Source organism: Actinomadura sp. ATCC 39365 (genome assembly GCF_054392275.1).
The window spans coordinates 2,809,115-2,831,347 of the sequence record NZ_CP184335.1 but is presented as its reverse complement, the minus strand read 5'-3'; the positions used below and the strand labels follow the sequence as shown (position 1 = coordinate 2,831,347).

Sequence of the window (22,233 nt, the reverse complement as noted above, 5' to 3'; positions counted from 1 at the left end):
CGATGAGACGTTCGCCGCCGCTAGAGCCTGTACGGAGTTCGGATCTCTAGGCTGGTCGGAGGCCTCGGATCCATAAGACGGCCCCGCGTAGGTGCAAGCCAGCCAGATAGCTGTCGGGCGTCTTGTCGAACCGGAAAGCCAGCCCACGCCACTGTTTGATCCTGTCCTGCTCGAAAATACGGTCTCGTGCTGTGAACTGCGGTTTTGCTGCGCGTCCAGGGCAGCGACTGCGACCATCGCCAAGTGTTGTTGTCGCTGGTCTATCAATTGCTGAGGAACCTCTTCGGCCTGCTGACGATCCTGGTTCGCGCTGATCTGTCCAAGGACGTTGAGCTGCTGGTTCTTCGTCACGAAAACCAGGTGCTCCGCCGCCAACTCGACGGCCGGCCGCAGTGGGACCACGCCGACCGGCTCTGGCTTGCAGCGCTATCGCGGCTGGTCTGCCGCCACCAGTGGACGAAAATCTTCCCGGTCACTCCAGCGACGATCCTGCGTTGGCATCGTCACCTGGTAGCCCGTACGTGGACCTTCACCGACAGGCGGTGCCCGGGACGGCCCCGCACCCGTCAACCCGTCAAGAGACTGATCGTTCGGATGGCGCGGGAGAACCCGACCTGGGGGCACCGGAGAATCCAAGGCGAGTTGGCGCGCATGGGCCATCCGATCGCGGCCTCCACGGTGTGGGAGATCCTGCACACAGCCGGTATCGATCCGGCACCCCGCCGGGCCGGGCCGACCTGGCGACAGTTCCTGACCGCACAAGCCCACGCGATCGTTGCCTGCGACTTCCTCGTGGTCGAGACGATGATGCTCAAACGCCTGTACGTGCTGGTCTTCATCGAGCATGGCACCCGGAGACTGCACCTGGCCGGAGTAGCCGCGAGCCCAACCGGGGCATGGACAGTGCAGCAGGCCCGCAATCTCATGATGGATCTTGGTGATCGCATCTCAGGGCTGCGGTTCGTGATCCACGATCGAGACCCGCTCTTCACCTCCGCCCTCCGGGAGGTCTTCACATCTGAAGGGCTGCGGGACATCACCACGCTGCCGCGGACGCCGAGAATGAACGCCATCTGCGAGCGCGTCATCGGCACCTACGCCGCGAACTCCTCGACCGGATCCTGATCCTCAACGAACGCCACCTAATGGGAGCTACCGTGGCTGCTGATCGGGCAGACTCGGTGCCTGGTAGCCGCTGGTGAGTGAGCACTCTCGCCGCCTGGATCTTGAATCCTAGGGTCAGATCGTGCCCTCACTGGTGGTCAGGGGTCTTTGATCGCTGATGGGATGTCGTGCCCTCCGATGGTTGGGTGAGCACTGGTCCATTAGGTCGCCGACCGGCTCCTGCGGGCTTCCGTGTCCTGTTGTCGATCGTGGAGGTCGTTGTGCTGTTCGTTGGGGATGACTGGGCTGAAGATCACCACGACGTCGAGGTCCAGAACGAGGCTGGGAAGGTGTTGAAGCGAGTTCGGCTGCCCGAGGGGATGGCCGGGGTCACCCGGTTCCACGACCTGGTGGGCCGGTTCGTCGCCGAGGATGCCGATCCCCGCGAGGTGCTGGTGTGTATCGAGACCGATCGAGGGCCCTGGGTGCGGGCGCTGGTCGCGGCCGGGTACCAGGTGTTCGGGGTCGACCCCAAGCAAGCGGCTCGGCACCGGGAGATCCTCAGTTCCTCTGGCGCCAAGAGCGACAAGGGTGACGCCCATGCGCTCGCGGATATGATCCGCACCCGCCGTCACCAGCTCCGCGAGGTGGCCGGGGACTCCGAGATCGCCGAGGCGGTCAAGGTCGTCACGCGGGCGCATCAGACGCTGCTGTGGGAGCGCACGAGACACATGCTCCGGCTGCGGGTCGCGTTGCGGGACTACTTCCCAGCCGCTCTGGAGGCATACAAGCCCCTCGGCCTCACCAGCCAGGCCGTGCTGAAGCTGCTGGCCAAGGCCCCCGCCCCCGAAGCCGCGGCCAAGCTGACGATCAGCCAGATCAGTGCCTGCCTGAAGGGCCGCCGCGATATCCCTGGCAAAGCCGTCGCGATCCAGGACGTGCTGCGCGCGCAACACCTGGGCCAGGCGCCACTCGTCACGACCGCCTACGCCTCGACCGTGAAATCACTAGCCGCGATCATCGCCGTCCTCAACACCGAGATCAAGACCCTCCAGGGCGAGGTCGAGGCCCATTTTGGCCGGCACCCGGACGCTGAGGTCATCCTCAGCCAGCCCGGCATCGGCGTCGTCCTCGGCGCCCGGGTGCTCGCCGAATTCGGAGACGCCAAGAACCGGTACGCCTCCGCCAAAGCCCGCAAGAACTACGCCGGCACCAGCCCGATCACTCGCCAGTCCGGCAAGACACGGGTCGTCCAGGCCCGGTTTGTTCACAACGACCGGCTCGTCGACGCCCTCCATCTCCAGGCGTCCTGCGCCATCCTCCACGACCGTGCAGTCCGCGCCTACTACGACCAGCTCAAAGCCCGCGACATCAGCCATAACGCCGCCCTGCGCCAAGTCGGCAACCGCCTGGTCGGCATCTTCCACGGCTGCCTCAAAACCCACAGCCACTACGACCAAGCAACCGCCTGGTCACACCACGACTACGACCTCACCGCTTGACACTCAACGTCCAGGGATGTCTGACCCTTGTGCTTCAGGAGTACCTGATCCACTACAACGGGCACCGGCCGCACGTCCAGGCACCAACGTCCCCCGGACATCGCAACCCAACCCGCCCGCGACGTAACCGACCCCAACGACCAGGGGATCGTCCGCCGAAAACCCGTCGTCCACGGGCACGATCAACGAATACCACCACGCCGCTTAACCGCAGCTCAGACCACGTAACTCAATATTCGAGCGGCACACCATCCTGTTGGTAGCGCACGTTTCCGACCTCGAATTCGGCCGTCGTCGCCACCTTCCAGGGCTGCTCCGGCCAAGATATAGAGCAAGCTCGATGTCGCGGAGGACAAGTTCTGATGGGGTTTCAGACACCGCTCTACAAGCTGGCCGACTACCTGAAGTGGACCACAAGCGGGGAAATCCAGCTGCCCGACTTCCAGCGCGGCTACAAGTGGGAGGAGGAGCGGATCCGCCAACTGCTCGTCACGGTCCTGCAACGCCACCCCATGGGAGTGGTGATGCTGCTCAAGACCGGCAACGATCAGATTAGGTTCAAGCCGCGTGCGATCGAAGGTGTGGTGCTTGCCGACGGCACCGAGCCGGCTTCCTTGCTCCTGGACGGGCAACAGCGGCTGACGTCGCTGACCCAAGCGCTGACCGGGAACGGTGTCGTGTCGACCAAGGACAGCCGCGGCAAGCTCATGGACCGTCGATACTACGTCGACATCAAGCTTGCTCTCCAGGGCGCGGACCGCATGGACGAGGCTGTCCTCTCGGTTCCTGGTGACGGCGTGATCCGCACCAACTTCGGCAAGGACATCGTGCTCGATCTCTCCGACGAGGAAAGGGAGAGGGCAGCGGGCTACTTCCCGTTCCGCCTGCTGTACAACCCGCTGGAGGCCGCGACCTGGCTCACTAAGCTGCCCGACATCTCGCTGATGCCGGAATTCATGGCAAAGGTCTTAAGTCCAGCTACGACATACGACATCCCGGCGATCGAGCTGGACAAGGATACAAGCAAGTCGGCTGTCGCCACCGTCTTCGAGAAGGTCAACACCGGTGGCCTTACCCTCAACGTGTTCGAACTCCTCACCGCAACCTTCGCTGGCGACAAGGACTACTACGACCAGCACGGCGAGGACTTCCGCCTCAACGAAGACTGGCTGAAGACCCAGGAGGTCTTCGCCGCACACCCGGTGTTGCACGCCGTCGAGAACACGGACTTCCTGCAAGCGGTCACTATGCTTGCCACGCTCAAGCGCAACCAGGCCGACACCTCGGAGCGCCCCCCAGCCGTCTCCGCCAAGCGCGAGGACGTCCTCAAGCTCCAGCTGAGCGAGTACCTCGAATGGGTACAGCCTCTACGCGTGGGCTTTTTGTGGGCAGCCACCTTCCTCGCGAACCTGCACATTTTCGACCAACGCTCCGTGCCCTACGCCAAGCAACTCGTGCCGATGGCGACGCTGCGGGTAGTGCTGGGCAACGACATCGATCTCTACGGAGTCCGCGAACGGATCACCCAGTGGTACTGGTGCGGCGTCCTGGGCGAGCTCTACGGCAGCGCCAACGAAACCCGATTCGTCCGGGATCTTGAGCAGGTGCCCCACTGGGCACGGGGCGAGGACGGTGCCACGGCGCCACGAACCATCCAGGACGCGGCATTCGTGGAGTCCCGGCTGCACTCGCTGCGGACACGTGGAGCAGCGGCTTATAAGGGAATTCACGCACTCGTCATCGCGGACGACGCAGCGGACTGGATGTACGACAAGACCTTCAACAAGATTCAATACATCGACATGAACGTCGATATCCACCACATCTTCCCCTACAAATGGTGCCTCGACCACGATATCGACGACGAGCGCCGCGAGAGCATCGTGAACAAGACGCCACTGTCCGCAGCCACCAATCGCAAGATCGGAGGCGTCGCACCGTCGAGGTACATGGCCGCTATCGAGAAGGCCGCACACATCCCTCCCGAACGGCTGGACGCCCTAGTTTCATCACACCGGTGTGATCCGAGTGCGATGCGTGTCGACAACTTCGACGCCTTCTTCGTGGCACGGCGTGAGGCCCTGGTCAAGCTGGTAGAGAAGGCCATGGGCAAGACCGTGCAACGCGACGCTTCTGAAGGCGAGATGCAGGAGTCCGCTGACCAGTTCGATGCCTCCGATGACGCCGTCATCCCGGACGAGGAGGAGCCTTATAGCGACGAGCAATCGTGATCGCATCGGGGAAATTCCGAGGTCTGCAGTTCCCCGCCGCCGCAAACGCATGTCCACGCCGCACCCTTGCCGCTAAGTGACGGTGGCCCCGTGCAGCGTCACGCCCTCCTGGATCTCGACGCCTGCCGAGGTTCGGGTCGGGTGGATGGGGGCCAGCGATGCGCGTGGTCAGCGCGGCCAGTTCCGTATCCCAGGACACGACAAGATCGTAGGTCAGAGTGTCCGTGGCCAGACCATCACCTTGAACGGGCAACACCAGTACATTCTGGCCGTCATCGAACAGTCCACCAGGCGCGTCCGCGTGCTGGGCACCACCGCAACCCGAGCGCGAGCTGGGTCATCCAAGCGATCAGGAATGTGGTGATGGATCTGGACGACGCGGGCTGCCGGGCGCGCTTTCTGCATTCGAGATCGGGATGGGAAGTTCCCGATCCTCATGGATGCGATTCTCGCCGAGGCCGGCATCATGACGGTGCTCACCGGTATCCGGATGCCGCGGATGAACTTGATCATGGAGCGGTGGGTGCAGTCTGCCGCCTCGAGCTTCTCGACCGCTGCCTCATCTGTAACGAGCGCCACCTTCGGCATGCCCTGCGCGAGTACGAACGGTTCTCCAACAAGCATCGAGCACATCAAGCCCTGAACCAAGCGGCTCCGCTGCGTCCCATCCCGGTCCGGATCACTGCGGCTTTCCAACCTGATCGGGCTGATCAGCAGGAGAGAGCCGGGACGGGTTGGCATGAGGCTCTCGGCAGCTCGTACGCACAGGTCTGACCCTATGAAGACCAATAGGCTCCTGTTTGCCGGATGTGCCGGTTGAGTGGTCTTTTGACGGCTCGGATCTTGTGTGGAGGGATCTCGGTGATGATGATCACCCAGCTCGTGATCGCCGGGCTGTTGTTACCGAACCTGTCCGTACAGGCACAGCCACCTCTCCTCCACGTGATGACGTGGAACGTCTGTGCGGGCACCAACGCCGGGTGCGCGCTCTTCCGCCGCTCGACCGCCGAACTGGCCTGGCACGTGGCAGTGCTGGCGACCGAGGCGGACGTGGTGTTCCTCCAGGAGTTCTGCACGGGCGCCGACGCCGACCTGGAACACGAGCTCGAACGCCGTACCGGCCGGAATTGGAGCGTCCGGTCGGCGGGGCTGATGTATTCGGACGGTTCTCCGTACCAGTGCCTGCCCGACAGAAACGGCAGGCCGCGTGGGGTGCTGAGCGTCACCCTGGCCGTGGCCGGAGCGGACACCGGCCTCGTCGTGCACGCGCTGACCTCGCCGCCGTGGGGAGCCCGCAGGTACGCCGTCTGCACGGCCGACCGGGCGTTCTGCACCGCGCACTTCTCGTCGGGATCGAGCTACGACGACAGGCAGAAGGGCAGGCCCTACCGGCACATCCAGTTGCGCGAGCTGTTCAAGCTCGGCCGGGGTGTGATCGGTGGCGACCTCAACCTGGTGCCGCGCGACGCCGCCGCGGCCTACAAGGGTCGCGACGAATGCGACCCGCGCCGGCGCTGGACCTACGTGACCCGCAAGCGGAAGATTGATTACGTGTTCGCTGGCGAGGGCCGCGTACGGAAATGCTTCGTCGATTACGCCCGGAGCAGGTGGTCTGATCACGTCCCGCTGCACGCCTGGGTGAGAGCAGGCTCAACGCCGCCTGCACCACGTTGAGCCGGCCCAGCACCAGGTTGTTCGTCATGCCCTACCAGCGAAACGCGGATTTTGCGCATCCACCGTACCGGCCAGGGACGAATTGGAATGCGCCCTCGCTGAGGCCTTTCATCCGTGGGCGAGCTCGTAGTTTTGCAGGACGGCGATCGCCTTGCATAGCTGTCCTGCCTTGTGCGGGCAGCAGCGAAGCTTGCGGAGGATGCGCCAGCCTTTGAGCTGGGCGTTAGCGCGTTCCCCGGGCCCGCGGAGCCGGGCGTGGGAGCGATTGGCCGCCTTTTGTGACAGGGGCTTGTTGCGGCCCTTGTACGGTGTGGCCACCTGGTCTTCGGCGCCTTGGTAGCCCTTGTCGGCCAGGGTCAGCATGCGCCTGCCGAAAACCTCGTCCATGCAGTTCAAGCGGCATGTGAGTACTCGTGGAGGACTCCTCCGAGTCGGTCTCTTCGGCGTACGTTCAGGTCCATGATTCGCTCTGGATCGGTGATCGGATCAGGGACGGCGCGCAGCGGAGCCGCCTGGACCAGGGCTTGGTGGGCCCGGTGCTGGTTGTAGAAGTGTTCGTACTCGCGTAGGGCGTGCCGCAGATGGTGTTCGTTCCAGAGCAGGCAGCGGTCCAGGAGTTCGCGTCGGCAGGACTGCATCCATCGCTCCATGACTGGGTTCATGCGGGGCATGCGGACGCCGGTGAGCACCGTGCCGGCCCGGGATGGCGGATGATCATGGTGTGTGCAGGGTTGGTGCAACTGAGCACGCACGGAGCACGCAACCGCTAGACGAAAGTTCTAGAACGCGTCCGATCCCGCATCACCGCCGGTCAGGCCATGATCAAAGCGCGCCCTGCAGGATTCGAACCTGCGACCGTCGGATTAGAAGTCTGTTGTAAAACGTATCGGCGAATGTCGCGCCGTGTCACCGAATCACGTTATGGCTGGTAGACGGCAGGATGCGGAGCTAGATCGTGTCGGGATCTCCGCACTGAACCGGGGTCGTCCAAGACTGCCGGTCTCCCTACGGTCTCCCCCGGTCTCCCCTCCCCAGATTCTTGTCGAGCGACGCTCGGTAGCTCCATGTGACCGATCGGAGACGTGGCGGCTCCACGCTGGCCTGCTTCCGTAGAGGACGTGTGGATCAGACTCGCCGTCGCCATCACCGTCATCTACACCGCCTCGCCTGCCGGGTGCGGCGCGCCCGCTTCTACGACGCATCCGTCCGGCAAGCACGGGTGCGCGAGCTCTTGGGCGCCGATCGTTGCCGTCCAACTCGGCCACGCGGAGCCGAAGGTGCGGGCGAGCCTCCGCATCAAGTGCGACCAGGCAGTCCTGTCGAGCTTCTACGCGCGCATCTCCATCGACCATAAGGACGGCCTGTTCGACGAGTGGTTCGAGGTGTCCCGCGACTTCTACACGCAGCCGCCCGGCCTGGCCCACTCCTACCCGCTGCTGTCCGCGCCGTGCCGGGCCGGCAGCTACCGGGCGCGGGCGTCCATCACCGGGACGTTCGTCAATGGCGACCCGTACAAGGTGACCGATGAAACGAGCAACGACCGCGTGAATTGCGACAAGCCGAAGCCGGTCACATAGGCGCGGTCGGGTCTCCCCCATGCGCACATGTGATCACCGTGTTGGGGTGTGGAGGGACGACTCCAAGCGCCCACCCTTGGGCGGCCTCGTCCATGAAACGCGGGATACCGGCGGTGCTGTAGGCAGGCGGCGCGGTGAGGTCGGGGTAGCGACCGGCCCATACGCCCCAGCCGTCGCCCCACCACGCGATCCGCCACACCTGCTGCCCCTCATCGGAGACCGCCAGCTCATGCTCTGGAGTGGCGGTTCGGCGGAGCCAGCGGCGTCGGCTCGGCCGGAAGTAGAAGCCGGCGTGGCGGCTGGAGTCGCGGCGCGTGTACACCCATTCAGCGTGTCACAGGCTCACGGCCAGCGCCTCAAGCTGAGCCGCAATGACCTGTCATTTCAGTGGTCAGGGCTCCCCTGCTTCGGGCTGCGCCGTCTGCCGATACAGCACCTCGAACAGGTGGCCACCCTTTACGAGGATGGATGCCTCGACGGGCGCGCCGCCGTCGCTGTAGATCACTCGGAACTGTCGGATCACGGGCACCTCGATGGGGAGGTCAAGCGCCTCTACTTCTTCGGTTCTTGGCTGTCGCACTGAGATTCGGTCCTGGAATTCCCGCTCAGGGAAGCCGAGCTCGGCCAGGACTCTCGGTGCCCCACCTTTGATCTTGCCACGTCCCGCCAACGGTGTTCCCGCCGCGATCCTGGATGGGTAATACGACCACGACATCTCGATTGGGATGTCCGCATGCAGGAGAAGGCGATGCCGCTCGATAGCCTGCTCGCCGTCTTCGAGCTGCAGCGCTTGCGCAACATCGGCCGGGGGCGTCACCTCGCGGACGTGGAGCAGCTCGTACTTGTAGCCACCCGGCGTCGGAGTCTTGTAGGCGGTGGCTGTGACAACGAACGGCTGCCTCTGCCTAACGAACACGCCCTTGCCGGGCGCCCCCTGCAGCAAGCCTTCGTCCTTCAGAAGTTTGATGGCTCCCTGAATTGTGGCCGTGGCACACGTGTACTGGTCAGCCAGTTGCAGCGTCGAAGGAAGCTGTGCTCCCGCGGCCAGCTCTCCCGACATTATCTGTGTGCGCAGGTCCGCGGCGACTTGCTGCTGTCGAGGTCGGCTGTCTGTCCGCCTTGCCAACGTGTTCAGCCTTCCTCTTGCAGTTCGTAACGCAGTTCACGGTCGTGGGCCACCATAGTCATCTCGGAGGTCTCGAACGGAACACCTCTGTGATCTTTGATGACGCGACGCAGCACGAGAACCCAGTCAGCCGGCTGCAGGTTCAGCAAGCGCGCCTCTTCTACCGTGGCGGGCCGGGCACGAATCGTCTCGATTGTGCTGTGAGCTGTGTAGCCGAGCTCTGCGAGCAGAGTGACAGCGCCGCCGCGAATCTTGCCGGTCTGCGCGAGGGGGGTGCCTTGCGCGATGGAGACCGGGTAGTACGAGTCAGCTAGTTCGACCGCCTTGTCGTTCAAGAGCACCAGCCGGCGCCGGACCACGACCGACTGCCCCGGGTCGAGCCCGAGGTCGGCGGCGACATCCGGCGAGGCTTCGAGCTGCGCGACCTCGCGCAGCTGGGTGGAGCCGACACCGCCCTGCTGTGCCGCCTCTTCGGTCCAGGCATCCGACCGCCCTTCGGCCTGGGGCCGGAGGTAGGGAGTTGATGCGTGGATCCAGCGCGATGGCATGGCGTCCCCTGTCTAGTCGACTCGTCCCCCTTCATCACCTTACTCGTAAGGCAGTAAGGCTGTCGATCAACGATAGGGCACCTCACCCTCATAGCAGGCTTGTCGCCATATTAATTTGGCAGTACGGTTGTGAAACGACGATCTCCGTTAAGACAGTCAAATGCCTGACGAGATGTCCGTTTCACTGGCGTCTGCAGAGAAAGGCGATCATCCCGTGCGCAGTGACTCCGCAAGGCGCCGTCAGCGACGGGAGCCCCTGCTGAAGCCGGACGACGTGGCCACCGTGTTCAACGTGGCGACACGCACCGTGATCATCTGGGCCAAGTCAGGGCGGCTGCCGTTCGTCCCCACGCCCGGCGGCCAGTACCGGTTTCGCCCTGCCGACGTCGACGCGATGGTCAACGCACCCGTCGAGGTGGCCTGAGATGACCGCCACCTCACCAGACACGCGAAAGGCGACCCCCATCCTCCAAGACCGAGGCCGCCCGCGTGTCCTCCTGACCGGTCAAGTGAAGAGGACGCACTCCATGATGCCATCCCCCACCAACACCCGCAGCGGCAGATCGGCGGTCCTCGTGCCCGCCCAGCGTGTCCCCTGCCAGTCCTGGTGCGTCGCCCACGACCACGCCGAGGGCGTGTGCACCGCGCCCACCGTCGCCACCCCCGGCGGCCGTTGGGGCATGCCCGGCCACATCTCCATGACGCACGGGCCCGCCGGCGGCACCCTCCACACCCTCAACCACGACCCCGACGCCGAGCTGACCACCGACGAGTTCGAGCAGCTCTGCCTGATCGGGCTCGCCCAGGTTGCGCTCGCCCGCGGCGCCGCCGCCTCCCCGGCCACGGCGGTGGCCCGGTGAAGACCATCCTGCGCCGCCCGCTCGTCCTGTGGGACGTCTCCAACCACGACACCACGTCGTTCGCCGCCTCCATCATCTACCGGCCGAACGACCCGTTCGCGGTCACCATCATGGTCTCGGCCCATGGCGCGGGCGACGCCCAGGAGTTCGTGTTCTCGCGGGCGCTCCTCATCGACGGGCTGGAGCAGCCGACCGGCGACGGAACCGTCCGCGTCGAGCCGCACGCCGCCGCCTCAAACTACGTCATCGTGACGCTCACCGTCGGCGGCACCCGCCGTGAGTTCTTCGCGGAGCGGGCGCCGCTTGAGTCCTTCATCGACAACAGCTTGCGCCGGGTTCCGCTCGGTGGAGAGCTCGCCCCGGCCAGCCGTGAGCTGGACCGGTGGCTGGCGGAGGTGACCGCATGATGCTCGCGGTCCCCGAGGTCCCGGTCGACGTTCAGGTCGTGCTCGCTCCGCTGCTGGCCGCCGGTGTCACCACCACGGCCGCCGCCGACCACCTGCACATGTCCCCGACCGACGCCTGGCACATCCTCGACAACCTGCGTCTCGCCGGCGCCGCCACCCTGCGCGACCGCGGGTGCGGCGTCGAGTGGTGCTGTCCCACCCCCACGATCCACGGAGGCCGTCGATGACCGCCGACCAGTTCACCACCCCGGCCGAGGCCGAGCGTGAGGCCCGCGTCATGCAGGCGAACGACCTGCTCGCGAGCGCGGCGGGCGTCCAGCACGTCGCCAGGAGCACCTACAACCGCAATGGCGGCTACACCCACGACTACGAGGACGGCGTCGAGGCGATCCGCGACGCCCTGGTCGGCCAGGGGCACGCCCTGCTGGCTGTTCGCGACGAGCTCGCCGGGTTGCGTGCCGAACTGCGCCAGACGGCCGCCGCTCCCCGCCAGGACCTGGCCCATCTCGCTGCTGTCGTGCGCGACCTAGCGACCGTCGTGGCCACGTCGGCTGCGGAGGACGCCAGCGTCGCCTGTGCTGTCCGCGACCTGGCTCGCACGCTCGAGCAGGGCGTCGGGTTCGCCGACACCGCCGCAGCCGCCACGGCGTCCATCGCGACGTCGATGCACGACCTCCTCGACATAGTCGACCGGCCGCGCTGGTGGCAATGGCGGCGCCGGTGGCAGCTGCGCAACCTCGCCAAGAGCTTGCCCTTCCCGCAGGTCTCCGACGTGTACGAGTTCCGGCTGGAGCTGCTGCGCCCGCTCGAGGTCGACGAGATCTCCGACGGCGAGCCGCTGGCCTGCACCACCTTCAACGCCACGTACGGGAACGCCGCCGACATCGCCCACCTGCTGCTGCCCAGCCTGTGCGACGAGGCGGGCGTTCCCGCCGACCCGGAGCAGGTGTACGGCCGCGTCGCCGGGCGGGACCGGGGCGGCGACTATCTGTTCCACACCGTGGTGTTCCTGCCCGGCACCGACGTCATCGAGGCGCCGGAGGAGGGGTTCTGATGCGTCCCACCGCCTTCAACGTGATCGCGTTCGCGGTCGTCTGGACCCTCGCCGTGATCGGCCTCATCGCGATCGGCCACGCCCTGCTCACCTGACCGCTGCCGCTCTGTCCGGCCGTCCGGCACCGATCCGGACGGCTCACAGAACGACAGAACCCCGCCCCTTACGACAACGGAGACGGAGACCATACCGATGAACACGACGCTCCCGGCGGAGGCGCCGCACACGCCCGCCGACCACCCGGCCGAGGGTGTCCCCGCGCCCGGTTGGTGGGCACGCCTCACGGCCGGCCGCCGCCACGCTGACGCCCCGCCGGAGCCGCCCACGCCCGACGCGGAGGAGCCCCTCGAGCCGCCGGAGACGGACGGCGGGGACACCCCTGCGGCGGTGTCCCAAGGTTCGATCGCCCGCCGGATCGCGCTCGTCCTGGCCGCCCTCCTGGCCGCCGTCATCGCGGTCGCGTTCCGCGGCTCCTGGACCTCCCAGTCCGACGCCGCCAGCGCAGCGCACTTCGATCCGACCGGTGCCTTTCTGTACCCGTTCGCCCCCGATGGTCTGATTGTGCTGGCGCTCGTCGGCGCGGTCGTGCTTCGACACAAATTCGGGCCGCGCCTGTACTGCCTCGTGGTCGTCATCCTCTTCACGATCACCTCGTACGTGATCAACCACCTGCACGGCATGGGCACGTTCGTCATGGTCAACACGGGTGGCGGCAAGGTGTTGGCCAAGGAGCTGCCCAGCGAGGTCGTCGGCCTCATCGCTGGCCAGCTCGTCGGATCCATCGCATTCGGGTCGCACATTTTGATGCACGTCTTCCGGCACCTATTCCCTGCGGCGCTCGGCGACGCGGCGCGCACCATCTCCACCCCAGCGAAGGCCGCAGAGGGACCACAGACCGCCCCGGAACACCCCGTCGAGGGTGTCCCGGCCGACCCCGAGGCCGAGCGCGAGGAGCGCAAGCAGTGGGCGGCGATCACCGTCCGGATGCTCCTCGACAACGGGATCAAGCCCCGCCGCAAGATGCTCGCGGATCAGTACGGGATCAGCGAGCGACAGGTGTCCTACGTGATCGCCGACGTCGAGCGAGAGCGCGACACCGAGGACACCGAAGGCCCGTCGGCCGCGGCGCACGGGCAGCCCGTCGAGCGCGTGCCGTCGCCCGCGCTGGCCGCCGTCGGATCGGTGAACGGACATGGCAAAGGAGGCGAAGCCGCATGAATGATTCGACAGCCCGGCCCGCATGGTCGGGGGACATGCTGGACCGGCCTGAGATGGTCGAGGCGTGGTCCGGCCAGCTCCGGGTGGCGCTGGCCGAGTACGTCGACTACGTGGCCCGCATCCGCCGGGACGCGGAGGCGATGTGGAAGGCCAACCCGCCCGAGGGCTACAGCAGCTTCGAGGCGTGGTGGCACCACCACAAGGTGACCGCGCCGTTCGCCAAACTCCAGGAGCACCTGGAAGCCGCAGTCAAGCTGACTTTCGAGGCCGCGGCCCAGCACCGGCGGCGGCGGCACGAGCTGCCCGCCGCCCGCCAGGCCGCCGCCGAGGCCAGACAGGAAGCAGCTGCGCTCGGCCGCGGATCGTCCTCCGCCCCCCGCCGTGTGAGCGGCGGGGGGCAGCCCTACCCCAGGCCCCGCCCGGCGACCCAATCCGACCAGGACGGCAGCTTCCTGGACATGGTCCGCCGCGACCGGTCGGCATGACCGCACCCGCCGCCCTGGCCGGGCCAGGGCGGCATCCAACCACCAGCCCACGACGGGAGGCACTGTGAACCGGCCGATGACCAAGGAAGAGCGCCGCGCCTACAACCAGCGCCGTCACGCAGAAGAGCGCCAGGCGTGGCTGGCCAGTCGTGGCCCTCAGGGGACCGCCGACCTGTGGTGGGACGCGGCGCGGAAGGTGGCCCGGGAGCGGACCGCCGCCGGCGACGAACTGGTGTGGGCCGACCTCGCCCGCACCCTCCAGAACTTCTGCGACCGCTACAGCCAGTGACGAGGCGAGAGCTCATGTTCATCTTCATCTTCACCCCGAGCGCCCCGCGGCGAGTCCCCAATACGGACGCGTGGACGCGCGGACGCGCGGGCGCGCGAGAGTACGCCCCTCCGTCACCGTCCGTCAACGCCTGAGAGGAGCGACATCGTGGCCGACGACACCACCACCGACACCGCCAATGCCGGTAAGGGGGGGCAAGGTTGTGTCCTTCCGGCCGCGGTCGGAAGGGCCGGTCGCGCCGCCGCCGTTGCCGCCGTTGCCTGCCGCGCCCCCGGCACCGGTCCGGACGGTCGCCCCCTCCAAGCCCGCCGCCACGGCCGCCGCCGATGTCCCGGCCGCGTTCTGGTCCGATGCCCTGCCGCGCGCTGGGACGATGGGCCCGCCGGCTGCCCTGATGATGCCGCCGCCCCCGCCCCTGCCCGCTCTACCTGACGCCGGCAGCAGCGAGGGCCAGAGCGAGGACGGCGAGTTCGCGCCGCCGGCCCCGGCCGACCCGGACAACCCCACCGGCCGGGAGGTCCTGCAGACGTGCATGACGCTGGTGACCGCGCTCGGCGTGGCCGCTGCCAAGGGCATGTGGGGGCGAGCCCGGCACCGTCATGCTTTGGCCGATGAGGCCCGCGCCATCGCAGACAAGGCCAAGGCCAAGGCGGCGGCCCACGGCGGCCAGCACGGCAGCCACGGGGCCGGGCAGAGCGGCGGCAAGGGGGGTGGCAAGGGCGGCTCTCGCGCCAGCGGTGGTCTGCTGAGTGGTCTCGGCCAGGAGGGCGCGCACCGTAAGCGCCGCGGCGGCCACGGGGGCGGCCACGGCGGAGGATCCGGCGGCGGCACGGGCCCGAAGGGCAACCGCAAGGGCCCCAAGAGCCCCAAGAACCGCCCCGACAAGGACGGCCACGGCCGCTGGCCTAAGGCGCCCAAGACCAAGAACAAGAACAAGAACCGCAAGGACCGTGACGGGTTCGGCACGGAGCCCTGCCTGAAGAACCGCAAGCCGCGCAAGGCGATCGACGCCCCGAAGACCAAGAGGGCCAAGGACTCTCCGTCGCCCAAGGCCACCAAGGACGGCAAGAAGAAGCAGCGCCAAGAGACGCCGAAGGGGCCAGCTCCGCTGCGCTGGAAGGCGCCGAAGAACCGCCCGGACGCAGGCCCTGGAGGGGGCAAGGCGCTGCCGCCCGGCCGTAAGCGCTGGGCCCGTCCCCGTCCGGCGGGCAAGAAGCGCTTCGCGAAGCCGATCAGCACGCGCGGCCGTACGTCGTGGGCGCGGTGGAGGCGGCGGACCCCGGCGTGGTTGGCGGACTGGTGGGCTCCCGCATCGAGGGTGCGCCCAGCGAAGGCCCGCCGTACGCGCAGCCGCCGGTCCTGGATCTGGCGGGCGAAGTCGCCGGCGGGGGCCCGCCGCCCGTCCGGCGGGGAGTGGGGACGCATTCGTCCGCCCGGCTGGCAGCACCAGCAGCAACGGACGCCGCCTCCGCCGCCTCCGCGTGGCGCGCAGTGGATGCGCCCGCCGCCCGCCGCAGACCGCACGGTCCGGGTGGAGCACGCCGAGCTGGTCGACGTGCGACCCCAGCCGCAGTACGAGCCCGACCGGCCGACATCGAAGGCGGTGACGGGAGCCGGTCGGCCCGCGCTGGGTCCCGCCCCCTCGACGCCCCCGACTCCGGGCCCGGCCGCGTCGCCAGCGCGCGACGAAAGCCTGACCGCCCAGCCCCCGTCCAGCCCGCTGGAGGCCAGATGACTCGACCTGTGATCCCGGCCGGGGCCGTGCCCAGTCCGCGCCCGGCCTCTGTGGCGGTCCGGGTGGCGGCCGTGCCGCTGCATGGCGTGCAGTACGACGACGACGCCGAGCTGACCATCCGCGACGTGATCGAGGCCGCTCAGGACGCAGCGGAGGAGATCACGCAAGGGGTGGAGGCGGCCCGCGCCACCGCGGTCGGCGCCGAACGCATGGCGGGCCGCCTGGAAGCCCTGCACGCCGAGCTCGTCGATCTGAAGGTGCCTGGCTGGCTGGCGGCCATCTGGGTCCACCTGGTCGACAAGGCCCTGCACGTCTCGGCGTGCGCCACGGGGCTGGCAGAAGCGCTGCCCGCAGCCTCCGAGGCGATCACCGTCGCAGCCGGCAACGCCGCCGCACGGGACCTGGGCGTGGCCGACACCACCCGCGACCACGGCCACATCCGGCCTGCCGAGCGCGAATACCACGACGAGTAGGGAGAACCGCGCGATGAGCGAACTGGCCACCACCGCGACCGGTGAGGCGCTGGAGCAGGGCGGCAGCATCATGCCCCGGATCGTCCGTTACGGCGTACTCCTGGTGCAGCTCGGCTACGCCGCGGTGCGGCTGCGCGGCCTGGGCGAGCAGATCCGCGCCACCTACGACTACGTGGAGGGGTGCGCAGCCAGCGTCGACCAGACGGCCGACCAGATGGCCGGCCTGGAGGTCGACGACGACACGGTCGGCGAGTTCCGCGACGCCGCGGCGGTCATGCGCGGCGCGCTGGACGACGCCGCCGCCATGGCCGAGGCGACGGAGGAGATGTCGCTGCTGTTCGAGGAGGTCCGCGACGCCCACCAGAACGACTACGGCGACGTGGTCGAGGCCATCCGCACCAAGCCGGGCCGGATGGCCAGGTCCGAGTTCTACAGCAACCGCTGAACCGCTGATCAGTGAGAGGAGCACCGGCCATGGCCACCACCACCCGGGCTGCCAGCCGAGCCGCCAACGCACCCGCCGCCCTGCCGCCCCTCGACGTCGAGCTGCCGCGCTGGCCCATCGTGGACTGGGCACGCCGCCGCCTGCAGGCGGTCCAGAGCGTGACCGGCCGGGCGGCCACCCTGGCCGGGGCGTGCGCCGCGAGCGCCGGCCTGTTCACCGGCAGCCTGACCGGGGTGTCCCTGCTGGCCGACGCGGCGCTGACGCTGACCGGGCTGGCCACGCTGCGGCTGTGGAAGCCCGACGGGCACCAGCGCGCGACCGCCACGGCGCTCTACCTGACGCCCGGTGCCAGCCTGGCCGGCCTGCTGTTCGCCGAGCGGCTGACCTCCGGCATCCACCCAATCGCCACCACCATCGAGGCCGCCGCGCTGATGACCTGGACCGTCGGGGTGTGGGTGGCGCGCCCGGCAGAGGTCGGCCGTCGGATGCTCACCCCGCCGCTGCCCGCCCCGGCCGCCGAGCTCGTCCCGGCCGGGCTGGTGAGCGACCACCCGGCCGCCCGGTGGTGGGCGGCCAAGGCCGCCATCGAAGGCGGCGTCGCCCCTGGCACCGTCCTCGACGACGTCCAGCCGACCGGCAGCACGTCCATGCGGGCCATCATCCGGGCCGCCACAGCGGGCGAGCCGGTCCCCGACATCTCCATCCGCCGCCTGAGCGCGCTCATGGACGTCCCCGAGGACGAGATCGCCATCGGCCCGGTGCCCGGCCGCGGCGCCGGGGTGCGGCAGCTGAAGGTCGGCGACCCCGACGAGACCGACGACCTAGCGACCCGATGGGCCAAGCACGTGGCCCCCAAGGGCATGCCCGGCACGGTGCTGACGGAGATCCAGATCGGCACCCCGGGCGGCGCGCCCCGCACCATCCCCGTCACCAGCACCGGCACCACGAGCACCGGCACCGCGAAGAGCATCACCAGGGAGGACGCGTGACCAGCACCATGACCCACCCCGCCGCCCGCCCCACGGCCCATGCCACCGCCGTGGCGGGCGAGGAGCTGACCGTGTTCAAGGTCGAGCACCCCGAGGGCGCGGAGATCACCTACGACCTGAAGGCGCTGTGCAAGAAGCTCGGCATCGACGACCCGGGCCGCCTGGTCGTGGAGACCCAGGGTCACCTCGGACTGGTCATGATCTACCCGCGCAACCCGCTCGCCGAGGTGCGCGCGGTGACCCGTGAGGACCTGGTCATGGACCACGCCGGCCGGTACGTGACCGGGTTCTACCACAACGGGCAGCCGGTCAAGAAGCGGCTGTTCGACCGGTCGACCGGATCGGCCCAGCGGTTCGTGCTGTTCGGCACGACCGGCGCGGGCAAGTCCAAGACCCTCCAGCTCCAGCTGATCGCCGAAAAGATCAACGGCATCTGCACCTGGCTGGCCGATCTCAAGGAAGGCCAGAGCGTTCCGGAGGCGGCCGGCAACGTGGACTGGCGGGTCACCAGTCCGGAGGGCGCCATCCTCATGCTGATGGCGGCGGTGAAGGTCGCCAAGGCCCGCATGCGTCGCTACAGCGCGATGGGCCGCAACTCGTTCGTGCTCGGCGAGGACCCGCTGCTGCACGTGTGGATTGACGAGGCCAACAGATTGCTGGAGCGCGGGGCCCCCTATCGAGCGCTGGCCACGCTTTTGCTGAAGGAGCTGTCCAGGACCGGCCGGTCCGTGGGCGTGGGCGTCGGCTTGGCCGCCCAGGCATCCCACCTGGAGGAGCTGGGCGGCTCAGACACCCTGCGGGCGATGATGAAGACCGGCGAGGTGACCTTGCTGCGCTGGACGTCGTCCATGATGCGCCAGCTGGTCGCCGACGGCATCCTGCCTGGCGGCACGCAGCTTGCGCCCATCCCCGAGTCGCTGGCCCCGACCGTGCTGCGCTCGCCGTTCGACGTCGCCGACGACGCCGACGCCCCGGGCACGCAGGGCATGGCCTACTACCCGTCCGGACCGCGCCCGACGTCCCTCATGCGCCACCTGCGGCTGGGTTCCATCGCCCCCTTGAAGGGCAAGGACCCCGAGATCCTGGCCCTGTACGGCGATGAGGAGCCCCGCCACCTGGAGCACACGTCGGTGCGCGCGCTCGGTGGCGGCATCGAGCACACCGCCTACTCCGCCCGGGACGACGGCCCCGCCATGGAGGCCCTGTGCGCCCAGTTCGCCGCCGAGGCGAGCAAGAAGGCGGGCAAGGGCGGACGCTCGGCGTTCCCGGCCGGCGACGCCGACGACGTTGACGACGTCGAGTACGGGGAGGACGGCGAGGGCGAGGACGGGAGCGAGGACGTCACTCTGCCGCCCGCTTCCCTGAAGGACCGGATCCTGGCTGTCCTGGCGGACGCGGACAGTCCCATGCCGGCCGCCGCCATCCGGGAGGCCGTCAATGCCGACGGTGGCCGCGAGGTCAGCGGCGGCGGCCTGAGCAACACCCTCAGCGCGCTGGCCAAGTCTGGCGGCGTTGTGCGCACCGAGCGTGGCCTGTACGCCAAGGCCCGCTGACACCTCGAGCGAAGGGAGCCCACATGCTCACCCGGATCGTCGCCGCGGCGCTCGCTACCACCGCCTGCGCCACCCCCACGCCGCCGCCCGCGGCCCACACCGACCCGGCCGGGATCGTCATGGGCGTCAAACAGCCCGCCGTCGGCAGCCCCGTGCTGATGGTCGGTGTGCTCAACCGGATGGCCGCCTACGAGCGGACCGTCACCACCACCCAAGCCGCCGCTTGCACCCGCCGGGCGGCCATGCCCTACCCGACCTGCCTGCCGAGGAGAGTCCCGTGAAAGCCATTGCCTTGCTCGTCGTCCTGGCCGCCGGCGGCCACGCCCTGGCCATCACCCCCACGATGGCCGTACTGCTGGTCATCGGTGGCCTCCTGCTCGCCGGATTCGCGTGCGCCGGCATCGTCGGGCTCGTCCGCCTGGCCGGCGCCCGGCCCGCGCACCTACTCGTCCGGACTGGCAGCGGCCCCGGCCCGCACCACTCCGGCCAGGGAGAAACCACAGCCTCATGAAGACGGGCGCGCACCAGGCCGTGGACCTATCCGCCAAGACGAGCCACGACGGCGCGCGCCCGCGCCCTCAACCCCTGTTGCAGAGATCGAAAGGCATCTCCATGGTGACATCCGCCCGCTGCCCGCGCTGCAGCACGGCCCTCGATGGGGGCCCTGTCGTCTATCGGTGCGCCCAGTGCGAGCACACGGTCTACGCCGCCGACCTCGACAACGAATTCCACCCGCCCGTCCCGGTCGCTACAGCTGCCTGAGACGAGCTGCCCCGGTCACGCCCTCGCCGCGCGGCCGGGGCTTCTCTATGTCGCCCCGACGTTATGCCGCGTGCGGCTGCCCGTCACCCCGAACCGCATCTCGAAGCGCAGCGACTGCATGCGGAATGGGTAACACGTCCCGAGTGATCCGCTTATCCTCCTGTCCTCGTCTGCATCAGACCCGAGGGGCACGGATGACACCCACCTTTCCCACCGCGGCATTCGCCGAAGCTACCGAGTATGAGCGATACATACTCGACACGCAGGCACCCGCCATCCCCGAACCAACCGGCAAACACATCCTCGATCTACGTACAGGCAAACTGCACCAGCACGCCCACGTGACGCCGGGCGTGATCACCGCGCGAGCATACATAGGCGGTGAGCCCACGAAGCTTGATCTCACGCCACTCGTGTTCGGTGCTGCGTGGAAGGTTGTCGATGTGCTGGTGGAGACCCAGCTCGTCGCCTACGAAGGCGGCGGCCCTCACTCCATCAAGAAGAAGGTGAGCCGAGCCAAGACCGGCAACGGCGTCCGACTCGAGCCGCCCTTCACCGAAGATGTGTGGCGGCGGATCTTACGAACCTACGCCAACACATTCGACCTACGGCATTCGGTGACTCACCGACAGTTCACCGCCCACTCGAACGGCACCCTCGAGGCATCTCCTGAGCCCGGACAGTCCACGCCACCCACGGCGATGACCGAGGCCGAGCTCAGCTACTTCTTCCGCGCGATCCAGGAGACGTACACCGCGCTCATCACGCAATCGCTCCCCGGAAGCCGCGCCAGCAATCTACGGTTCCTGCTGGACCAGCTACGGTCTCACCACCGCATGCCACCCCTCGCTGGACGCGAAATCACTGGCTACACCGTCGTCCAGGTGCGCGGCGAACAGGACGCTGATGGGATCGCGACCTTCGACATGGATCGCGTGCTGGCAGAGACCAGCGTGAGGCATCCGAACGCACGCTGCGACCTAGAGATCCACGTGGACGACGGGAGAATCATCCGCGGCGACCTCGAGGACTGGCCGACGGGACGAAACAGCATCGATCCCGACCGTCCTCACTCGTCCTTCACCCTGATCTGAACAGCGAGAACGCCCCGCCCGCCTCACGAAGGAGACGAGCGGGGCGTTCGTATACCGACAGGCTGTCGACAGCAGGTGGCGCAGAACCCGCTGGCTACCTACGCGCTGGTCACGCTCCGGTCGCGGTGCGCGCCACGCTCCGGCTTCGGCGACGACGTCTGCCTGATGAACGCCGCACTGGCCATCGTCAGGAACAGCATGATGGCGGCCGTCTGCTTGTCGCTCACATTCCAGCCGAACACCAGGCCCACACTGATCAGCGCCTGGCCCAGGCCGAGAATCGCGGCCTTGATGCTGCCGCCGTTGTCGGCCGCGCGGGTGGAGACCGCCACCCACAGGCCGAAGCCCGCGGCGAGCGCCGCGTTGATGATGGCGACCGTCTCATCTGACCACGGCAGGAAGAACGCCGCGGCGAGCTGGACCGCGCCCGAGGCGAGCCCCAGCCACAGCGCTGGCTCGCCGGTCACCTCGGAGTTGGGGGTGGTTGTGACGTGGTTGGCCATGACGTCCTCCTAGCTGGCGACGTAGCCGCGGGTGAAGTTGTAGCCCTTGGACTCGGAGACGCCGCCCAGCGTGATCCAGACGGTCTCCCAGGGCGCCCAGCGGTTCGCGCCGGGCCCGTTGTTCAGGTGGTGGCCGTGCAGACCGCAGCGGTCCGGCATGTCGCGGAACAGGATGTGCAGCTCGCCGTCGACGCGGGCCGTCCCGGCGCCCATGTAGACCCGCAGCGTGTGTCCGGCCGGGAGCACGTCGGCGGGCTGGCCGTCGGCGACGGGGAGCGCGCCCGCGGCCAGCGTGGTCGTGTTGCACCGGGTCGTCCTGTTGTTGCCGTGCGCCCACGAGTCCTGGATCAGCAGGCCGACGACGGGCACGCCCGCCGCGCTGTCGTTGACGACGTCGACGAACTCAGCGTTCCTGTTGGCGGCCACGTCCGGGCCGTACGCGTTGTAGCCGATCGCGCCGATGTGCAGGCCCGGGATGTCGGCCGCAGCGGACGCCGGGTTCGAACCGGCCAGCCCGGCGGCGATGAGGACAGCCGCGAGGGTCGCGAGGATGCGTTTGAGCATGAGGTAGCTCCTTGGGTTGGGGGCCCGCCCGCGGCGGGAG

At 68.2% G+C, this 22,233-nt stretch carries 27 protein-coding genes and 1 pseudogene; 22 read left to right on the top strand and 6 right to left on the bottom strand.

The annotated features are described in order from the left end of the window. Positions 1 to 243: 243 nt before the first annotated feature. From ACNF49_RS14340 to ACNF49_RS14320, 5 genes are all read left to right on the top strand, one after another. Positions 244 to 1,125, top strand: a complete 882-nt coding sequence (locus tag ACNF49_RS14340) for a transposase family protein (protein WP_482943983.1) — start codon at positions 244 to 246, stop codon at positions 1,123 to 1,125. A 260-nt stretch (positions 1,126 to 1,385) separates the two neighbouring features. Next, positions 1,386 to 2,606: an IS110 family RNA-guided transposase gene (locus tag ACNF49_RS14335; RefSeq protein WP_357989098.1), complete on the top strand. Its 1,221-nt coding sequence runs from the start codon at positions 1,386 to 1,388 to the stop codon at positions 2,604 to 2,606. A 362-nt stretch (positions 2,607 to 2,968) separates the two neighbouring features. After that, entirely contained in the window at positions 2,969 to 4,837 is a 1,869-nt protein-coding gene (locus tag ACNF49_RS14330) for a GmrSD restriction endonuclease domain-containing protein (protein WP_482943982.1), read from the top strand. A gap of 436 nt (positions 4,838 to 5,273) precedes the next feature. Further along, entirely contained in the window at positions 5,274 to 5,480 is a 207-nt protein-coding gene (locus tag ACNF49_RS14325) for a hypothetical protein (RefSeq protein WP_482943981.1), read from the top strand. A gap of 221 nt (positions 5,481 to 5,701) precedes the next feature. Then, the gene (locus ACNF49_RS14320) at positions 5,702 to 6,511 is read left to right on the top strand and encodes an endonuclease/exonuclease/phosphatase family protein (protein ID WP_482943980.1); all 810 of its coding nucleotides are present in this window, start codon (positions 5,702 to 5,704) and stop codon (positions 6,509 to 6,511) included. A 108-nt stretch (positions 6,512 to 6,619) separates the two neighbouring features. Here the strand turns inward: ACNF49_RS14320 and ACNF49_RS14315 are convergent. After that, positions 6,620 to 6,874 (bottom strand): annotated as a pseudogene (locus ACNF49_RS14315) (transposase family protein); the annotation flags it as partial. Positions 6,875 to 6,903: 29 nt separating this feature from the next. Next, a complete protein-coding gene (locus ACNF49_RS14310) occupies positions 6,904 to 7,200 on the bottom strand; it encodes an integrase core domain-containing protein (RefSeq protein WP_498702432.1) in 297 nt (98 codons plus the stop codon). A gap of 429 nt (positions 7,201 to 7,629) precedes the next feature. Between ACNF49_RS14310 and ACNF49_RS14305 the strand changes: the two genes are divergently transcribed. Then, entirely contained in the window at positions 7,630 to 8,088 is a 459-nt protein-coding gene (locus ACNF49_RS14305) for a hypothetical protein (RefSeq protein ID WP_482943978.1), read from the top strand. Positions 8,089 to 8,479: 391 nt separating this feature from the next. Here the strand turns inward: ACNF49_RS14305 and ACNF49_RS14300 are convergent, their stop codons facing one another. Both ACNF49_RS14300 and ACNF49_RS14295 read right to left on the bottom strand, forming a co-directional pair. Continuing rightward, on the bottom strand, positions 8,480 to 9,214 hold the full coding sequence (locus tag ACNF49_RS14300; RefSeq protein WP_498702430.1) for a GntR family transcriptional regulator: 735 nt from the start codon (positions 9,212 to 9,214) through the stop codon (positions 8,480 to 8,482). A 5-nt stretch (positions 9,215 to 9,219) separates the two neighbouring features. After that, the gene (locus ACNF49_RS14295; RefSeq protein WP_482943976.1) at positions 9,220 to 9,762 is read right to left on the bottom strand and encodes a UTRA domain-containing protein; all 543 of its coding nucleotides are present in this window, start codon (positions 9,760 to 9,762) and stop codon (positions 9,220 to 9,222) included. 160 nt (positions 9,763 to 9,922) lie between these two features. Between ACNF49_RS14295 and ACNF49_RS14290 the strand changes: the two genes are divergently transcribed. The 16 genes from ACNF49_RS14290 (at position 9,923) to ACNF49_RS14215 (ending at position 21,126) form a co-directional block, all read left to right on the top strand. Further along, positions 9,923 to 10,186, top strand: a complete 264-nt coding sequence (locus tag ACNF49_RS14290; RefSeq protein ID WP_482943975.1) for a helix-turn-helix domain-containing protein — start codon at positions 9,923 to 9,925, stop codon at positions 10,184 to 10,186. Positions 10,187 to 10,289: 103 nt separating this feature from the next. Next, positions 10,290 to 10,622 carry a hypothetical protein gene (locus tag ACNF49_RS14285; RefSeq protein WP_482943974.1) on the top strand — a complete coding sequence of 111 codons (333 nt, stop codon included), beginning with the start codon at positions 10,290 to 10,292 and terminating at the stop codon, positions 10,620 to 10,622. Continuing rightward, positions 10,619 to 11,029, top strand: a complete 411-nt coding sequence (locus ACNF49_RS14280) for an SsgA family sporulation/cell division regulator (RefSeq protein WP_482943973.1) — start codon at positions 10,619 to 10,621, stop codon at positions 11,027 to 11,029. The genes ACNF49_RS14285 and ACNF49_RS14280 overlap by 4 nt, the downstream gene beginning before the upstream one ends. Then, positions 11,026 to 11,256, top strand: coding sequence for a hypothetical protein (locus tag ACNF49_RS14275; RefSeq protein ID WP_482943972.1), 231 nt, complete (start codon positions 11,026 to 11,028; stop codon positions 11,254 to 11,256). Before ACNF49_RS14280 ends, ACNF49_RS14275 begins: the two co-directional genes overlap by 4 nt. Further along, positions 11,253 to 12,083 (top strand): hypothetical protein, encoded by an 831-nt coding sequence (locus ACNF49_RS14270; protein WP_482943971.1) that lies wholly within the window; start codon positions 11,253 to 11,255, stop codon positions 12,081 to 12,083. Before ACNF49_RS14275 ends, ACNF49_RS14270 begins: the two co-directional genes overlap by 4 nt. Before the next feature lie 192 nt (positions 12,084 to 12,275). Next, positions 12,276 to 13,301 carry a DUF2637 domain-containing protein gene (locus tag ACNF49_RS14265; protein WP_482943970.1) on the top strand — a complete coding sequence of 342 codons (1,026 nt, stop codon included), beginning with the start codon at positions 12,276 to 12,278 and terminating at the stop codon, positions 13,299 to 13,301. Then, positions 13,298 to 13,786, top strand: a complete 489-nt coding sequence (locus ACNF49_RS14260) for a hypothetical protein (RefSeq protein ID WP_482943969.1) — start codon at positions 13,298 to 13,300, stop codon at positions 13,784 to 13,786. Before ACNF49_RS14265 ends, ACNF49_RS14260 begins: the two co-directional genes overlap by 4 nt. Positions 13,787 to 13,862: 76 nt before the next feature. Further along, positions 13,863 to 14,075, top strand: coding sequence for a hypothetical protein (locus ACNF49_RS14255; RefSeq protein WP_482943968.1), 213 nt, complete (start codon positions 13,863 to 13,865; stop codon positions 14,073 to 14,075). 202 nt (positions 14,076 to 14,277) lie between these two features. Then, positions 14,278 to 15,810: a hypothetical protein gene (locus ACNF49_RS14250; protein ID WP_482943967.1), complete on the top strand. Its 1,533-nt coding sequence runs from the start codon at positions 14,278 to 14,280 to the stop codon at positions 15,808 to 15,810. After that, positions 15,807 to 16,283 (top strand): hypothetical protein, encoded by a 477-nt coding sequence (locus ACNF49_RS14245; protein WP_482943966.1) that lies wholly within the window; start codon positions 15,807 to 15,809, stop codon positions 16,281 to 16,283. Before ACNF49_RS14250 ends, ACNF49_RS14245 begins: the two co-directional genes overlap by 4 nt. 13 nt (positions 16,284 to 16,296) lie before the next feature. After that, on the top strand, positions 16,297 to 16,728 hold the full coding sequence (locus tag ACNF49_RS14240; protein WP_482943965.1) for a hypothetical protein: 432 nt from the start codon (positions 16,297 to 16,299) through the stop codon (positions 16,726 to 16,728). A gap of 29 nt (positions 16,729 to 16,757) precedes the next feature. Continuing rightward, a complete protein-coding gene (locus ACNF49_RS14235) occupies positions 16,758 to 17,717 on the top strand; it encodes a hypothetical protein (protein WP_482943964.1) in 960 nt (319 codons plus the stop codon). Further along, on the top strand, positions 17,714 to 19,270 hold the full coding sequence (locus tag ACNF49_RS14230; RefSeq protein ID WP_482943963.1) for a hypothetical protein: 1,557 nt from the start codon (positions 17,714 to 17,716) through the stop codon (positions 19,268 to 19,270). The genes ACNF49_RS14235 and ACNF49_RS14230 overlap by 4 nt, the downstream gene beginning before the upstream one ends. A 23-nt stretch (positions 19,271 to 19,293) precedes the next feature. Continuing rightward, a complete protein-coding gene (locus ACNF49_RS14225) occupies positions 19,294 to 19,551 on the top strand; it encodes a hypothetical protein (RefSeq protein WP_482943962.1) in 258 nt (85 codons plus the stop codon). Beyond that, the gene (locus ACNF49_RS14220) at positions 19,548 to 19,781 is read left to right on the top strand and encodes a hypothetical protein (protein WP_482943961.1); all 234 of its coding nucleotides are present in this window, start codon (positions 19,548 to 19,550) and stop codon (positions 19,779 to 19,781) included. The genes ACNF49_RS14225 and ACNF49_RS14220 overlap by 4 nt, the downstream gene beginning before the upstream one ends. A 445-nt stretch (positions 19,782 to 20,226) precedes the next feature. After that, positions 20,227 to 21,126, top strand: coding sequence for a hypothetical protein (locus ACNF49_RS14215; protein ID WP_482943960.1), 900 nt, complete (start codon positions 20,227 to 20,229; stop codon positions 21,124 to 21,126). Between the two features lie 98 nt (positions 21,127 to 21,224). Here the strand turns inward: ACNF49_RS14215 and ACNF49_RS14210 are convergent, their stop codons facing one another. After that, entirely contained in the window at positions 21,225 to 21,629 is a 405-nt protein-coding gene (locus tag ACNF49_RS14210; protein WP_482943959.1) for a hypothetical protein, read from the bottom strand. A 9-nt stretch (positions 21,630 to 21,638) separates the two neighbouring features. After that, entirely contained in the window at positions 21,639 to 22,193 is a 555-nt protein-coding gene (locus ACNF49_RS14205; RefSeq protein WP_482943958.1) for a hypothetical protein, read from the bottom strand. Between the last annotated feature and the right edge of the window lie 40 nt (positions 22,194 to 22,233).

Coding starts and splice junctions, on each gene's coding strand:
- ACNF49_RS14290 (WP_482943975.1), top strand. CDS start 9,923: ATGCCTGACGAGATGTCCGTTTCACTGGCGTCTGCAGAGAAAGGCGAT.
- ACNF49_RS14330 (WP_482943982.1), top strand. CDS start 2,969: ATGGGGTTTCAGACACCGCTCTACAAGCTGGCCGACTACCTGAAGTGG.
- ACNF49_RS14275 (WP_482943972.1), top strand. CDS start 11,026: ATGATGCTCGCGGTCCCCGAGGTCCCGGTCGACGTTCAGGTCGTGCTC.
- ACNF49_RS14295 (WP_482943976.1), bottom strand. CDS start 9,762: ATGCCATCGCGCTGGATCCACGCATCAACTCCCTACCTCCGGCCCCAG.
- ACNF49_RS14270 (WP_482943971.1), top strand. CDS start 11,253: ATGACCGCCGACCAGTTCACCACCCCGGCCGAGGCCGAGCGTGAGGCC.
- ACNF49_RS14205 (WP_482943958.1), bottom strand. CDS start 22,193: ATGCTCAAACGCATCCTCGCGACCCTCGCGGCTGTCCTCATCGCCGCC.
- ACNF49_RS14235 (WP_482943964.1), top strand. CDS start 16,758: ATGGCCACCACCACCCGGGCTGCCAGCCGAGCCGCCAACGCACCCGCC.
- ACNF49_RS14285 (WP_482943974.1), top strand. CDS start 10,290: ATGATGCCATCCCCCACCAACACCCGCAGCGGCAGATCGGCGGTCCTC.
- ACNF49_RS14245 (WP_482943966.1), top strand. CDS start 15,807: ATGACTCGACCTGTGATCCCGGCCGGGGCCGTGCCCAGTCCGCGCCCG.
- ACNF49_RS14240 (WP_482943965.1), top strand. CDS start 16,297: ATGAGCGAACTGGCCACCACCGCGACCGGTGAGGCGCTGGAGCAGGGC.
- ACNF49_RS14265 (WP_482943970.1), top strand. CDS start 12,276: ATGAACACGACGCTCCCGGCGGAGGCGCCGCACACGCCCGCCGACCAC.
- ACNF49_RS14325 (WP_482943981.1), top strand. CDS start 5,274: ATGGATGCGATTCTCGCCGAGGCCGGCATCATGACGGTGCTCACCGGT.
- ACNF49_RS14215 (WP_482943960.1), top strand. CDS start 20,227: ATGACACCCACCTTTCCCACCGCGGCATTCGCCGAAGCTACCGAGTAT.
- ACNF49_RS14260 (WP_482943969.1), top strand. CDS start 13,298: ATGAATGATTCGACAGCCCGGCCCGCATGGTCGGGGGACATGCTGGAC.
- ACNF49_RS14320 (WP_482943980.1), top strand. CDS start 5,702: ATGATGATCACCCAGCTCGTGATCGCCGGGCTGTTGTTACCGAACCTG.
- ACNF49_RS14210 (WP_482943959.1), bottom strand. CDS start 21,629: ATGGCCAACCACGTCACAACCACCCCCAACTCCGAGGTGACCGGCGAG.
- ACNF49_RS14225 (WP_482943962.1), top strand. CDS start 19,294: ATGCTCACCCGGATCGTCGCCGCGGCGCTCGCTACCACCGCCTGCGCC.
- ACNF49_RS14255 (WP_482943968.1), top strand. CDS start 13,863: ATGACCAAGGAAGAGCGCCGCGCCTACAACCAGCGCCGTCACGCAGAA.